A 13,750-nucleotide genomic window follows, 5' to 3' on the forward strand; every position below is an offset into this window, starting at 1 on the left:
ACTTGGTGATATAGATTTCCATAATCCAAAATCCACTCCAGAATTATCATCTCTAATTAGCCATCTCAACCACATATTAATTTTTTTAGCGGCTGAACCTTTAAATGGGTCTGCAATATGTTTTGTGGTTCTTATTGGATGGTGAATTTCAAAAAATATATTTTTTAGTTGATGTATAGCTGGTTGAAGTGAATCATTTGTTGCATTCAATTTAAATATATTTTCTAACCCATTATGATTTTTGTAAATATGTTGAAGTGCTGAAATAAAATATTGAAAGTCCGTTGAATTAAATGTTCTATGAACAAACCCATCTGTTTTTACTAAATGATGTTCTTTATGATTCATAACAAAATCATAAGGGGAATTACCCATAAGTTCCATCATACGATTGGCATTTTTTATTATCATTTTTCTATTGCCCCAAGCAATGGTGGCAGTTAAAAATCCTGATATTTCAATATCTTCTTGTAATGAAAATCGATGAGGAATCTGAATAGGGTCACTTTCAATAAACTTTGGGTTATTGAATTGTATAACTTTTTCATCTAAAAATTCTTTAAGTTCTGTTTTAGTCAATGTTTGAATAGTTAAATTTAAATAGGGAAAGTTAACATTAAAAATCTAACAGAATTAAAAAAATACACCCTATTTACGATGTTTTCCTTTAAGTAATGGCTTCTGAATTTATGAAAAATGATTTTTTAAATCTTGTAATATTGCACGGTAAATTGGATTACAAAAATCGGCTACACCATCTACTTTTGCTGATTTCCAATGTGAAGACCATATAACAAAAGATGTATTGTTTTCAGATATTGGAAATACAGTTACCTCTCCAATATAACCTTCAACATTATCTTTTGAAACAACTGCTGGTCCATCATCTATGCTATAAGTAAATTTTCTTGCTTCATTATCTACTGATAAAAGTGTTTCGTGAAAAGCATCATTTAAAATTCTTTTGGCACCAATTTCTTTAGAAGATTTATTGCCTAAAATTTCTACCTTAGAAACAACATTTTTAGCCCATGATAAGTCATGAAAATCTTTTAAAACTTCCCATACTTTATTCGGTGTGGCTTCAATAACAACTGAGTTATAACATCCCATAATATTAATATTTTTTAGTTAATAGCACTTAAATATATAAATAATTTTTTAGTAATAAAAATTATGGAAAAATGGGAATTAAAATAGGCTGCTTTTAGATTAAATTGTATTGGATTACTTTTTCAGTCAAAAATTCTTTGAGTTCAGTTTTAGTCGATGTGAATTAAGGTATCAATTTTATTAATTATTTCCGAAGGGTTTGTTTCAAAATCAAACCAGTGAATTGTTGCATCTTTTTTATTCCAGGTCACTTGTCGTTTTGCAAATCGTCGTGTATTTTTTTTAATTTCTTCAATGGCGAATTCTAAAGTGCATTTCCCGTCAAAATATTCAAAAAGTTCTCTGTAACCTACAGTTTGCAGCGCATTTAGTTGTTTGTGAGGATACAATTTTTTCGCTTCTTCTAGCAAGCCTCCTTCCAGCATTAAATCAACACGGTTGTTTATTCTTTTGTACATAACTTCTCTGTCGGCCGTTAAACCTATTTTTATTGGAATAAAATTTCGTTTTGTTTTGTCCTTATTTTTGAAAGAGGAATAGGGATTTCCAGTTCCAATGCAAATTTCCAATGCCCTAATTAATCGGTGCGGATTTTCAATTTCTATGGTGTTGTAAGATTCCGGATCCAAACCTTTTAACTGGTTTTGTAATATTTTAATCTCCCCTTTTTCAATTTGTTTGTTTAATTTCAATCTTATTTCAGGATCTACTTCAGGAAAATCGTCAAAACCTTCAAGTACGGCATTGGTATATAAACCACTTCCGCCAACCATAATAATGATATTATTTTTTGAAAATAATTCATCTAATTTTTTAAGGGCATCTTTTTCAAATTGTCCGACGCTGTAATTATCAAAAATTGATTTATTTTGAATAAAATGATGTGGAGCAGCAGCCAACTCTTCTGAAGAAGGAACCGCAGTGCCAATTTTCATTTCTTTATAAAACTGCCTCGAATCACAAGAAATAATTTCTGTTTTAAAATGTTGCGCCAAATGAATGCTCAAGGCTGTTTTACCAATGGCAGTGGCTCCAATTACTGTAATTAAATAGTTATTCATCATTTAATTTTTGGCCACAATGATGGCAAAATTCCGCATTACTTATGTGGCTGTCTGCCAAGCAATGCGGACATGTTTGTGTATGTGTTTGTGTTTTTAAATCTTGTGCCGTAATTGCAGATGTTACTATACCTGTTGGCACCGCAATAATTCCGTACCCTAAAATCATAACGATACTCGCAATAAATTGCCCAAATGGCGTATGTGGAGCCAAATCTCCATAACCTACCGTGGTGAGCGTGACAATGGCCCAATACATGCTGTGCGGGATACTCGTAAAACCGTTTTCGGGGCCTTCAACCAAATACATAATAGTGCCCAAAATAATGGTAATTATAAATACGCTGAATAGAAATACCGCAATTTTAATTCTGCTTGCTTTTAAAGCGGTCATTAAATTAAAAGAAGCGCCTAAATATCTGGTTAATTTTAATATTCTAAAAACCCTTAGTAATCGCAATGCGCGAAGTGCCACCAAAAAGTGAGTTCCTAAAAAAATTAGAGATATATATTTAGGAATTGTTGCCAAAAAATCAATAATTCCATAAAAACTGAAAATATATTTAGTAGGTTTTTTAATGACCATTATTCGTGTAAAATATTCCAATGTAAATAATATAGTAATTACCCATTCTGCAATATTTAAAAAATCATGATATTTGGCATTAAAACTTTCAACACTTTCAAGCATTACAAATAAAATGCTCGATAAAATTGCGATTATTAAAACAATATCGAACCATTTTCCTGCCGGGGTATCCGCTTCATAGATAATTTGATAAAGTTTTGTTTTCCAATTTTTTTTGCTTGCTGTCTGTTTCAAAATAAATTTTTTATAAAAGTAAGACTAAAATAAAACTTTTATTTTAATTAAAACCGTATTAGTTTCTCTACGTTATTTTTTTGAAGGTATTGTTTGATAATCGCTCTGTTAAGCATTGAGTTTTCCATAGGAGAAATCATGCGTCTCAGAATTTCAATATTGTTTAGCTGATGGCCTAAATTAGTGAAGCAAAATCCTTTAACCTCGTTGTTTTCAATTAACACTACTGATTTTTCTCCAATATTTCTTCCTTTATCAACCACCACCAAATTGGCATTGCTGAAGGAAATTTGCGTAAATTTATTTGTTGTCGATAAATTAAATTTGGGCTGGTTAATTTTTAATTCTTCAGCATATTTAAGTTCTGCAATCATTTGATTTCCTGTTTCTTCATAGCTTACGGAAACAACCTCTGTTTGCAACAAAATTGCTCTTTTTGACGTTCGTAAAAATAATTGATTAACCGCTTTTTTAATGCTTTTTCCTTTTCCGATATAAAGAATATTACTGCTGCTATGAATATAAAACACGCCCGTTTTCGACGGTAATTCCTCTATCATTGATAGTAGTTTAGGAGCCAATGTTCTGTTGTTTTCTTTAAGGGCAGCCTCTTTTACGATTTCTTTATAAGAGTCTTTGTTTAGAAGAAGTTTAAAAAGTTGCACGGTTGCAATGGCGTCGCCATCTGCTCTGTGGCGACCGGTTAATGGAATTCCGAGCGTCTTGCATAAATTTCCCAGTTTATAGGAATTTAGGTCGGGAATTAATTTTTTGCTCAATTCAACTGTACATAGAGTTTTCCGGTTGAATTCATATCCCAATCTCCTAAATTCAGTTGTTAAAATTCTATTGTCAAAACTTGCATTGTGAGCCACTAAAACACAATCGGAAGTAATTTCTACAATTCGCTTTGCAATCTCGTGAAATTTAGGCGCATTTTTTAACATACCCGAGTTGATACCAGTTAAGTTCACCACAAAAGGCTGAATAGCTATTTCAGGATTCACCAGACTTATAAATTGATCAACAATTTCATGCCCGTCAAACTTATAAATGGCAATCTCTGTAATGCCTTCCTCATTAAATTTTCCTCCGGTGGTTTCTATGTCAAGTATTGCATACAAATTAATTATAATTTCGTGATCCAAAAATGGCGCTTCCAACCCTAATCATTGTGCTTCCTTCTTCAATGGCAATTTTATAGTCGCCACTCATTCCCATAGACAAAATAGTGGAATTAACATTAAGTGATTTATATTTTTGAAGTGAATCAAACAAGGTTTTAAGCGTCTTAAATTCAGCTCTAATAATCTCATTATTTTCTGTAAAACTTGCCATTCCCATCAATCCCTGGATGTTTATGTTTTTCAGATTTTTTAATTCTTCGGATTTTAATAATTGCTCAACTTCATCAAATGACAATCCGAATTTAGTTTCTTCACTTGCTATTTTAACTTCAAGTAGGCAATTAATAACACGGTTGTGTTTAAGAGCCTGTTTGTTTATTTCTTTAAGTGTTTTAAAACTGTCGACTCCGTGAATTAAATGCACAAAATAAGCCATATACTTCACTTTATTGCTTTGTAAATGACCAATCATATGCCATTCAATATCTTTAGGCAAGATATCGAACTTTTCAGTCATTTCCTGAATTTTATTTTCTCCGAAAGCCCTTTGCCCAGCCTGATAAGCTTCCATAATTGAAGAAGCAGGCTGGGTTTTAGAAACTGCTATTAATGTAACATTTTCAGGCAGTGAATTTTTGATATTATATAGATTTTGTTTTATAAGCACTAATTTAATTTATTTATGACCAAGCCAGATCGTAATTTTGGCTCAAACCAAGTTACTTTAGGAGGCATAATATTGCCAGTATCAGCAATATTCATTAATTGATTCATACTTACAGGAAATAATGCAAAAGCAACAGCCATTTCACCACTGTCAACGCGTTTGCTCAATTCTGATAAACCTCTAATTCCTCCAACAAAATCAATTCGGGTATCAGTTCTTAAGTTTATGATATTTAGAATTGGTTCTAAAATAAATTTTGACAAGACACTTACATCCAAACTGTCAATTGGATTGTCATCGTTGTAGGTAGGTTTTTTTGCAGTTAAGCCATACCATTTTCCGTCTAAATACATAGAGAAATCGTGCAGCTTTTCCGGTTTTACAATTGAACCGCTAATTTGTGTAATACCAAAATTGACATCAATTTTTTCTAAAAATTCAGCTGGGTTTAAGCCATTTAAATCTTTAACAACGCGGTTGTAATCAATGATTTGCAATTGATTATCAGGGAAATGTACTGCCATAAAATAATTGTAAGGCTCATTTCCGGTATGATTTGGATTTTGAGAAGCAAATTCAGCGCTCATTCCTGCTGCAGCTGCAGTTCGGTGATGTCCATCAGCCACATAGGTGCAAGGAACTTTTTCATTGAAAAGTTTCTCCAACATTATGTTAGTTTCAGCATTTTCAATTACCCAAAAATGATGTCCGAAGCCATCTTCAGCAGTAAAATCGTAGATAGGTTTGTTATTTGAGATAATATCTGTAACTATTTCATCAATTTCAGGAACAGCTCTGTAGGTGAAAAATACGGGCTCAATATTGGCTTTTAAAGACCTTGTAAGTACTTTTCGGTCTTCTTCTTTATCAGGACGGGTTAATTCATGTTTTTTTATTTTTCCGTTCAAATAATCTTCACAAGCTGCGTCGCCAACAATACCGTATTGGGTTTTTCCGTTCATTGTTTGGGCATAAATGTAATAATGATTCTCAGTATCCTGCACTAAAAAGCCTTTTTCCTGAAAAGATTCAAAATTATCTTTAGCCCTTGTGTAAACTTTTTCATCGTGAGGATCTGTGCCGCTATTAAATTCAATTTCAGCACGGGTGATACGTAATAAGGATGCTTTTTTGCCATCAACCATTTTGGTTGCCTCTTCTGAATTCATTACATCATAAGGTAAACAAGCTACTTCTTCAACAATATTTTTGGGTGGTCTAAGTCCTTTAAAGGGTTTAATAATTGCCATTCGTTATTTTTTAGTGTTAAAATATTCAATAATTTGTGAAGCCAATTCCGAGCCAATTCTATCTTGTGCCTCAGCAGTAGCTGCTCCAATATGAGGAGTAAGTGAGAGATTTGGGTTCATTAACAACTGAATTTCAGGAGTTGGTTCTTTTTCAAATACATCTAGAGCAGCGCCAGAAATCTTTCCACTTTCAATAGCTTTCACCAAAGCAACTTCATCAAGAACACCGCCTCGTGCCGCATTCACAATAAAAGCGCCATTTTTCATCATGTTAAATTCCTTTGTGGAAAGAACATAATCTTTTTGGGCCGGAACATGGATTGAAATAAAATCAGACTGTTTTAATACTTCTTCTTTGGACAACGTTTTTATGGTAAAAAATAATGTTTGATGGTCAAAGAATTCAAGTTCTAAGGTTGCAGCCTCAAGAAACGGGTCAAAAGCAACCACTTTCATTCCCAATCCCAAAGCAACTTTAGCGGTGGCTTGTCCAATTCGACCAAAACCGAGTATGCCAATCGTTTTTCCTTTTAATTCAATTCCTTTTGCAAACGATTTTTTTAAATCACCAAATTTAGAATCACCAACTAAAGGCATATTTCTGTTCGATTCGGGTAAAAAACGAACCAATCCAGATAAATGCGCAAAAACAAGTTCGGCTACAGAATGTGAAGATGCAGCAGGTGTGTTTATTACTTTTTTTCCTTTCTCACGTGCATATTCAACATCTATATTGTCCATTCCAACACCGCCTCGACCAATAATTTTCAGGGTAGGGCAGTTGTCAATAATATCTTTTCTAACTTTTGTTGCGCTTCTTACAAGCAACACGGTAACTTTATTTTTATTGATATAATCTGCAAGTTGTTCTTGCGCTACTGTTGTTAAATCTACGTCAAAACCAGCATTTTCAAGTGCTGTAATTCCGCTTTTTGCCAGTCCATCATTCGCTAATACCTTCATTTTATAAAATTTTATTTAAATTATGATAGTTGTTTTTCAAGTTGTTTCATGGCCTCAACCAAAACTTGCACGCTTTCCAGTGGCAAAGCGTTATATATGCTTGCACGGTAACCGCCAACAGATCTGTGGCCTTTAAGCCCGCTAATTCCTTCTGCATTCCAAAGTTTATCGAAAATTTCTTTGTTTGCTTCATCGGTAAGATTGAACGTAACGTTCATTAAAGAACGATCTTCCATTTCAGCATAACCTTTAAATAGTGGATTTCTGTCAATTTCCGCGTATATTAATGCTGCTTTGGTTTCATTTAATTTTTCGATAGCGGGAATTCCTCCTAAATTTTTCAACCATTCTAGCGTTAACATAGAAACATAAACAGCAAATACAGAAGGCGTATTAAACATACTTTCTTTTGCAATATGAACTTGATAATCTAAGATTGAAGGAATTACCCGTCCTGATTTTCCTAAAATTTCATCTTTTACAATAATCACTGTTGTACCTGCCGGACCCATATTTTTTTGGGCTCCCGCATAAATGATATCGAACTTGCTAAAGTCTAATTGACGAGAGAAAATATCGGAACTCATATCGCAAACCAACGGGCAGTCAGTTTTTGGAAATTCTTTTAATTGCGTTCCAAAAATGGTGTTGTTTGAAGTACAATGGAAATAATCTATATCGGATGGAATCGTGTAATTTTTTGGAACATAGTTATAGCCTTTATCTTTTGAGGAGGCGACTACGTCAATATTACTTAGCTTTTTAGCTTCTTTTATGGCATTAGCACTCCATGTACCAGTATCTAAATAAGCGGCTTTTCCATCAACTTTTAATAGATTGTAAGGAACCCTTAAAAATTCTAGACTTGCACCACCTTGCAAAAACAGGACAGAGTATCCTTCCGGGAGGTTTAATAATTCTTTCACTAAGTTGCAAGCGTTATCCATCACATCAACAAAGTCTTTGCTTCTGTGTGAAACTTCAATTAATGATAAATCAAGACCATTAAAATTTAATAAAGCATCTGCTGCTTTTTTAATAACTTCTTGAGGTAAAATTGATGGGCCTGCACTAAAATTATGTTTTTTCATTTGGCTTAAAATATGAATTTATTTTGCGCAAATTTCGGAAAAAAAGACGTAGCAGAACTACTAAATATAGAAAAATGTGTTATATATTTAACAAAAATCGGAAAGTGTCAATGCCATCGGCATAGTCCCATAATTTTGGATCTTGTGTTTGACCAAATTTCACAAAATTTAAATCGTTTTCGTTGCATACAATACATTGAATGGCCTCTTTTTCTGCTTCTAATTTTATCAATAAATTTTCTAATTCATCGTAAAATTCGTAAAAGACTGTCGCAATGGGAGATGCATAACTAGGGTCTTCTTTTAACATCACAAAACCATTGTCTTTAATTTTAAACAAACTCATTAAATAGATGGCTTTATTATAATCGTAGTTGTTTTCGTATTTTTTAATGTTTATGATCTCATTGAATTTAAACAATGCATTAAATAGGAGATCAAAATTGTAGTTTTTAGGAACAAAAATTTTAGAAACACTTCTGCACCCCAAACCAAAATATTGGAAAATATCTTCTCCTAATGCTTCTAATTCTTGTTTGGTTTCTTTACCGGTAATTATGGCAACCGAATTTCTGCTGCTTCTAATAATAGATGGGTATTTCCCAAAATAATAGTCGAAATATCGAGTTGTATTATTGCTTCCGGTTGCAATTACGGCATCAAAACCAATTAATTTTTCTTCCGTAAAAGTGATTTTATTTTTAAAATACGGATGGTAATATTCTAAAAACTTAGCAATTAAAGGCAGAAAATATTTGTCGTTTGAAGAAAGTTTTACCAATGCATTATTGCCGCTGAGCAAAACAGATAAAAAATCGTGAAAACCAACCAAAGGAATGTTTCCAGCCATGACAATGGCAATATTTTTAGGAACTACATTTTCATCAATTTGATAGTTTGAAGTCCACTTTTCTAAATTTTCAACATGAAGAGCTGTACTCCAGCTTTCAAAAGCTTTTAAAACATTTTCTTTAGTAAACCAACCGTTAAATTCAGATGCTCTGTTTATTTGCATTTTAAAAGCATCGAAAAGAATGGGATTAAATTCGTCGGTCTCATTTTTCTCCATTTTTGAAGTTGAAAATTGTGTAAAAAATTCCCCGAGTTTTGCAAAAGCTTCTATTCGTTGCCCTAAATTCATAATATGGTATCTTAAAAATTAAATTTTATATTTCCTCTGGTAAAAAATGATTTTATCAAATAAGTCAGAGGGAACCAACTTTATAATTTATTATTTTACAAAATAAAAAATAAAAAAATTATGTAGGTTTGTGGCAAAATTAATCTAAATAAAATTATGGCAATAAAAATAACGGACGAATGTATTAATTGTGGTGCTTGTGAACCGGAATGCCCTAATAATGCAATATATGAAGCATCGGAAAATTGGAAATTTTCTGATGGAACAAAACTTTCCGGAAAAATAATTTTAGAAAATGGCAATGAACTTAATACTGATGAAGCTCAGGAACCTGTTAGTGATGAATATTACTTTATTGTCGCCGATAAATGTACGGAATGCAAAGGTTTTTTTAATGAACCGCAATGCGCCGCTGTTTGTCCGGTAGATTGCTGTGTGCCAGATGATGATATTGTTGAAACAGAGGAACAATTATTAGCGAAACAAAAGTTTTTACACAATAATGAGCAGGACTTTTAAATAAATTCTCATCAACGTTTTGACAAACCTTCCAGCCGCAGGCCGATAAGCGATTACACAGTAAACAAATACTTATCTTTTTTTCACGATTAAATAACTGTAACGAATAAAAAGCATTGCCATAATTGGAATGATGGCAATATTGAAAACCTGTACTTCCAGAATCCATAAAATTGACTGAATTGCCAATAAAACGAGTAATAATTTATTATAATTTGCTAGCCATTTCGGCAAAACAGAATTAAACATAAAAACGGCAACCACTAAGTTTGGTGCAAAAGCCCACAAAAAATTGAGATTTTTATAGGTTGCAGTATGACTTGTGGCAAACCAAAGCAATAACACGACAATACCTATCAACCCAGAAATAAAGTATAAGATAAAATCAACCCATTTTGTTCTTTTATTTGAGCTATAATTTTGATAGGTTTTCCATATAAAAAACAAAGCTATCACCAAAAAAACAATGAAAGGTTGTAGAATAGAAAATGGCTGAGGACTTACTCTTTCATCTAAAACTTTATGATCTGCTTTTACCAATGGTTTAATATTACCGTCAAAATTGATGGTGGCATTGTTAAAACCCAGATAAATATAATCGGGTAAAAATTTATATTCAGCAAGGGATGCTTCTTTGTCAATTACAGAACCTAAAGCCAAATCAATCCCGAATTTTCCCCATTTAAATTTATCAGCAGTATAATCTGCAATTAAATCTCGGTGAGACTTATGACTTGTAATATGATTGTTGTTAAAAATGACTTTATCTTTCAAAACAGCTTTAATAACTTCTTCTATTTTTGTGGAACAATTGTCGTAAAAGAAATCATATTGATAGGACCGGTTTTCAGGTTTTGCGTTATTTTCTAGGAAATCGTAAACTGCCTGAACGTCAATATCATGTAAATCCAGTTCTTGGGTTTTTACCCAACGATTTTCATAGTTGAACTGTTGTAAAAAATACCCATAGTGGGCAGTTGATAGTTGGTATATTAATTTTCCTTTCGCAAAATTTAAATAGAAATTTGGTTTATTAAAGTCGAATGTACCGTAGTTATATATTTTATCCAATTTTAAAAGTGGATCGTAAACCCGAAATGCACTATGTCCAAAAGCGCTGTACAACTCGCTTCCCTGACCGCATGTAACCACACTTACGGTTGCTTCTGATGACAACTTTTGTTGTGCCGCCAATTGAAAGCAACTAAAAAAAAGTAAAAAAATAAAGTTAAATTTTTTGCTCATTGTACTTGAAAAACAAATAGTTAAAAATTCATTAGAAAATATTTTGGCCATTTAACCTTAATAATCAGAAATGTAACAATTAACAATATTTAGGATTACACTATTTTAGGTCATTATATAAAAAGCGAATGTAAAAAAACTTTCTAAGTTTTACTTTATAATTTCAGGAAATATGATGTTTTATAAACTCAAAAATACGTTTTTCGCTCCACAATAAATCTCTACCTAATAAAGTGGAATTAAACCCCACATGACCACCGTATTTAGGTGCTTCAAAATATAATTTCTGATGATTTTCAGCTTCAGAAAAGGGAAAACAACTTTCTGATAAAAAACTGTCATCCAAAGCATTAATGAGTAAAGTTGGTTTGTAAATTTCAGAAATAAACTGTTTACTGCTGTTTCTTTCCCAATAATCATCAGCATTTTTATATCCGAATAAGGGCGCAGTAACAGCATTATCGAAATCTTTAAATGTTTTGGCGTTTTCAATGGCTTCTTTGCTGAGATTTGATTCCGGAAATTTAGTAAATTTCAGAAGTGATTTTTCTCTGAGCGTTTTCATAAACATATTTTGATATACTATGTTATGAAGGCTTTCCAAAACAGTAGCGGAACCTTTTAAATCGCAAGGAACGGATATTGCTAACGCTCCTTTAATTTCAGAAGGCATGTTTTTGGAAGTTCCCATATATTTTAGCGCTATATTTCCTCCCATACTAAAGCCCAGTAAAAAAATATTTCGATATTTATTTTTTGATAATAAATAGGAAATAGACAAATCAACATCATCGGTTTTTCCGCTGTGATAGGAGTAAGGCTTATTGTTATCTTCGCCGCTGCAACCTCTAAAATTAAGCGCTGCACCGTCAATATTTTGTGAATTTAAAAAATTCAGTGCCGAAATAATATACTTGGATTTTGAACTGCCTTCCAATCCGTGCAAAGCCAAAACCAACGTGTCTGAACCAACTGAAGAACTGTCCAAATCAATAAAATCATCATCGCCGGTTTTTATCCGCTCTCTGGAATAATTGATGGTTCCGGTAAAAAATAACGTTTTGTAAGCAGTATTAAAATGGGAATTTCTATATAAAACAGATGGGTTGTAAGTAGATTTTAAAAGTGGCATTTAGTAATTTATTAAAATATTTTATTGAATTAAATTTTACTGAAAAACAATTGTTAAATTTACTGAAAATAAATACAATGAAACTAACAAAATACATTCCCAATTTATTGACCTTACTTAACTTACTGTCAGGAACTATTGCTGTGTATTTTGCCGTTAAAGAAGAGTTGGTTATAGCGGCCTGTTTTGTTTTTTTAGGTATATTTTTTGATTTTTTCGATGGATTTGCAGCTAGAATTTTTAAAGTTCAAGGGGAATTGGGTAAACAATTGGACTCTTTAGCGGATGTTGTCACAAGTGGAGTGGTTCCGGGAATTGTTTTATTTCAGCTGATTTCAAAATCGGTAGAGAATAAAACCTGGGAAAATGCCGTCAATTCGATTTTCAAAACAGGGAATGAACAATATTTTACCAGCACTTTTTTTATCTCCTTAATTGGATTGTTGTTTACGATGGGAGCGGCATACAGATTGGCAAAATTTAATATAGACGAACGCCAGACAAGTTCATTTATTGGTTTGCCTACGCCAGCTGCGGCTTTGGTGGTTTTATCATTGCCACTAATTTTAGATTATAGCGGAAATGAATTGGTGTCAGGCATTATTCAAAATGTATGGTTTTTAATAGGATTGGCAATACTTCTTTGTTATCTAATGAATGCGGAAATACCTTTATTTTCTCTGAAATTTAAAGACTACACCTGGAAAAAAAATAAAATAAAGTATTTATTTATTTTATTTACGGCCATACTTAGTGCATTATTTCAATTTATCGCCATTCCAATAGTAATATTGCTGTATGTATTAATGTCAACAATTGAAAATAGGCTATTTAAAAATTCGTATTAAAATTTCCGCCTTTTCAACTCAAAATCTTTTCCTAAATATACGCGCCTTACAGTTTCATCTTCAGCCAGTTCTTGAGGTGTTCCTTCTTTTAAAATACCACCTTCAAACATTAAATAGGTTTTATCTGTAATGGCAAGTGTTTCCTGAACATTGTGATCGGTAATTAAAATACCAATATTTCTGTCTTTCAAATGCGCTACAATATTTTGAATATCTTCAACGGCAATGGGGTCAACGCCTGCAAAAGGCTCATCCAATAAAATAAATTTAGGATCTGAGGCCAGAGCCCGAGCAATTTCTGTTCTTCTACGCTCACCACCCGAAAGCAAATCACCTCTGTTTTTGCGTACATGATTCAAACCAAACTCACTTAATAAAGACTTCATCTTTTCTTTTTGATCTGCTTTTGATAAATTGGAAAATTGCAATACAGATAAAATATTGTCTTCCACTGATAATTTTCTAAAAATAGAAGCTTCTTGCGATAAATACCCAACACCTTCCTGTGCTCTTTTGTACATTGGATATTTCGTAATTTCGTGGTTATCTAAGAAAATTTCCCCCTCATTTGGCTGAATCATTCCAACAATCATATAAAAAGAAGTGGTTTTCCCGGCACCATTCGGACCTAAAAGTCCGACAATTTCACCCTGTTGCACTTGCAATGAAATTCCGTTTACCACATATTTGTTTCCGTATTTCTTTTTTATATTATCTGCTCTTAAGATCATTGTTGTTTATTTGTTGAAATATTATAAGTTAAATTATCA

General features: G+C 32.5%; 15 protein-coding genes. 2 read left to right on the forward strand and 13 right to left on the reverse strand.

Annotated features, from left to right (window positions below; genetic code table 11):
* The 10 genes from ABY285_RS08175 to ABY285_RS08220 form a co-directional block, all read right to left on the reverse strand.
* On the reverse strand, nucleotides 1-579 hold a 579-nt coding region (locus ABY285_RS08175; protein ID WP_372768898.1), incomplete at its 3' end, for a TIGR02757 family protein.
* Between the two features lie 108 nt (nucleotides 580-687).
* Complete coding sequence (locus ABY285_RS08180; RefSeq protein WP_372768900.1) at nucleotides 688-1,113, reverse strand: SRPBCC family protein; 426 nt, start codon at nucleotides 1,111-1,113, stop codon at nucleotides 688-690.
* 149 nt (nucleotides 1,114-1,262) lie between these two features.
* Nucleotides 1,263-2,177: a tRNA (adenosine(37)-N6)-dimethylallyltransferase MiaA gene (gene miaA / locus ABY285_RS08185; protein ID WP_372768902.1), complete on the reverse strand. Its 915-nt coding sequence runs from the start codon at nucleotides 2,175-2,177 to the stop codon at nucleotides 1,263-1,265.
* Nucleotides 2,167-2,997, reverse strand: coding sequence for an ion transporter (locus ABY285_RS08190; protein ID WP_372768904.1), 831 nt, complete (start codon nucleotides 2,995-2,997; stop codon nucleotides 2,167-2,169). The genes miaA and ABY285_RS08190 overlap by 11 nt, the downstream gene beginning before the upstream one ends.
* A 47-nt stretch (nucleotides 2,998-3,044) precedes the next feature.
* Nucleotides 3,045-4,121, reverse strand: coding sequence for an exonuclease domain-containing protein (locus tag ABY285_RS08195; protein WP_372768906.1), 1,077 nt, complete (start codon nucleotides 4,119-4,121; stop codon nucleotides 3,045-3,047).
* A 1-nt stretch (nucleotide 4,122) separates the two neighbouring features.
* Nucleotides 4,123-4,791 (reverse strand): YggS family pyridoxal phosphate-dependent enzyme, encoded by a 669-nt coding sequence (locus ABY285_RS08200; RefSeq protein ID WP_372768908.1) that lies wholly within the window; start codon nucleotides 4,789-4,791, stop codon nucleotides 4,123-4,125.
* Nucleotides 4,791-6,041, reverse strand: a complete 1,251-nt coding sequence (locus tag ABY285_RS08205) for a DUF1015 domain-containing protein (RefSeq protein ID WP_372768910.1) — start codon at nucleotides 6,039-6,041, stop codon at nucleotides 4,791-4,793. Before ABY285_RS08205 ends, ABY285_RS08200 begins: the two co-directional genes overlap by 1 nt.
* Nucleotides 6,042-6,044: 3 nt before the next feature.
* Nucleotides 6,045-7,004, reverse strand: coding sequence for a D-2-hydroxyacid dehydrogenase (locus tag ABY285_RS08210; protein ID WP_372768912.1), 960 nt, complete (start codon nucleotides 7,002-7,004; stop codon nucleotides 6,045-6,047).
* A gap of 20 nt (nucleotides 7,005-7,024) precedes the next feature.
* Nucleotides 7,025-8,095, reverse strand: coding sequence for a 3-phosphoserine/phosphohydroxythreonine transaminase (serC, locus tag ABY285_RS08215; RefSeq protein WP_372768914.1), 1,071 nt, complete (start codon nucleotides 8,093-8,095; stop codon nucleotides 7,025-7,027).
* A 79-nt stretch (nucleotides 8,096-8,174) separates the two neighbouring features.
* Nucleotides 8,175-9,236: an acyl-CoA reductase gene (locus ABY285_RS08220; protein ID WP_372768916.1), complete on the reverse strand. Its 1,062-nt coding sequence runs from the start codon at nucleotides 9,234-9,236 to the stop codon at nucleotides 8,175-8,177.
* Nucleotides 9,237-9,392: 156 nt separating this feature from the next.
* On the opposite strand from ABY285_RS08220, the gene ABY285_RS08225 reads away from it, so the two are divergent.
* Nucleotides 9,393-9,755, forward strand: coding sequence for a 4Fe-4S dicluster domain-containing protein (locus ABY285_RS08225; protein WP_372768918.1), 363 nt, complete (start codon nucleotides 9,393-9,395; stop codon nucleotides 9,753-9,755).
* 72 nt (nucleotides 9,756-9,827) lie between these two features.
* Here ABY285_RS08225 and ABY285_RS08230 read toward each other — a convergent pair whose 3' ends face one another.
* Nucleotides 9,828-10,931: a DUF4105 domain-containing protein gene (locus ABY285_RS08230; RefSeq protein ID WP_372768920.1), complete on the reverse strand. Its 1,104-nt coding sequence runs from the start codon at nucleotides 10,929-10,931 to the stop codon at nucleotides 9,828-9,830.
* A 232-nt stretch (nucleotides 10,932-11,163) separates the two neighbouring features.
* Nucleotides 11,164-12,132 (reverse strand): YheT family hydrolase, encoded by a 969-nt coding sequence (locus ABY285_RS08235; protein ID WP_372768922.1) that lies wholly within the window; start codon nucleotides 12,130-12,132, stop codon nucleotides 11,164-11,166.
* 77 nt (nucleotides 12,133-12,209) lie between these two features.
* Here ABY285_RS08235 and ABY285_RS08240 point away from each other — a divergent pair, with 77 nt between their 5' ends.
* Nucleotides 12,210-12,980: a phosphatidylcholine/phosphatidylserine synthase gene (locus tag ABY285_RS08240; protein WP_372768924.1), complete on the forward strand. Its 771-nt coding sequence runs from the start codon at nucleotides 12,210-12,212 to the stop codon at nucleotides 12,978-12,980.
* Here the strand turns inward: ABY285_RS08240 and lptB are convergent.
* The gene (gene lptB, locus ABY285_RS08245) at nucleotides 12,977-13,711 is read right to left on the reverse strand and encodes an LPS export ABC transporter ATP-binding protein (RefSeq protein WP_372768926.1); all 735 of its coding nucleotides are present in this window, start codon (nucleotides 13,709-13,711) and stop codon (nucleotides 12,977-12,979) included. The genes ABY285_RS08240 and lptB overlap by 4 nt on opposite strands.
* Between the last annotated feature and the right edge of the window lie 39 nt (nucleotides 13,712-13,750).

The sequence above is a fragment of the Lutibacter sp. genome (assembly GCF_041555395.1).
In the GTDB taxonomy this organism is placed as follows: Bacteria; Bacteroidota; Bacteroidia; order Flavobacteriales; family Flavobacteriaceae; genus Lutibacter.

What these genes read in the sequence shown, in the direction of transcription:
- ABY285_RS08180 (WP_372768900.1), bottom strand. Translation starts at nt 1,113, where the DNA reads ATGGGATGTTATAACTCAGTTGTTATTGAAGCCACACCGAATAAAGTA.
- miaA (WP_372768902.1), bottom strand. Translation starts at nt 2,177, where the DNA reads ATGATGAATAACTATTTAATTACAGTAATTGGAGCCACTGCCATTGGT.
- ABY285_RS08205 (WP_372768910.1), bottom strand. Translation starts at nt 6,041, where the DNA reads ATGGCAATTATTAAACCCTTTAAAGGACTTAGACCACCCAAAAATATT.
- ABY285_RS08210 (WP_372768912.1), bottom strand. Translation starts at nt 7,004, where the DNA reads ATGAAGGTATTAGCGAATGATGGACTGGCAAAAAGCGGAATTACAGCA.
- serC (WP_372768914.1), bottom strand. Translation starts at nt 8,095, where the DNA reads ATGAAAAAACATAATTTTAGTGCAGGCCCATCAATTTTACCTCAAGAA.
- ABY285_RS08220 (WP_372768916.1), bottom strand. Translation starts at nt 9,236, where the DNA reads ATGAATTTAGGGCAACGAATAGAAGCTTTTGCAAAACTCGGGGAATTT.
- ABY285_RS08225 (WP_372768918.1), top strand. Translation starts at nt 9,393, where the DNA reads ATGGCAATAAAAATAACGGACGAATGTATTAATTGTGGTGCTTGTGAA.
- ABY285_RS08235 (WP_372768922.1), bottom strand. Translation starts at nt 12,132, where the DNA reads ATGCCACTTTTAAAATCTACTTACAACCCATCTGTTTTATATAGAAAT.
- ABY285_RS08240 (WP_372768924.1), top strand. Translation starts at nt 12,210, where the DNA reads ATGAAACTAACAAAATACATTCCCAATTTATTGACCTTACTTAACTTA.
- lptB (WP_372768926.1), bottom strand. Translation starts at nt 13,711, where the DNA reads ATGATCTTAAGAGCAGATAATATAAAAAAGAAATACGGAAACAAATAT.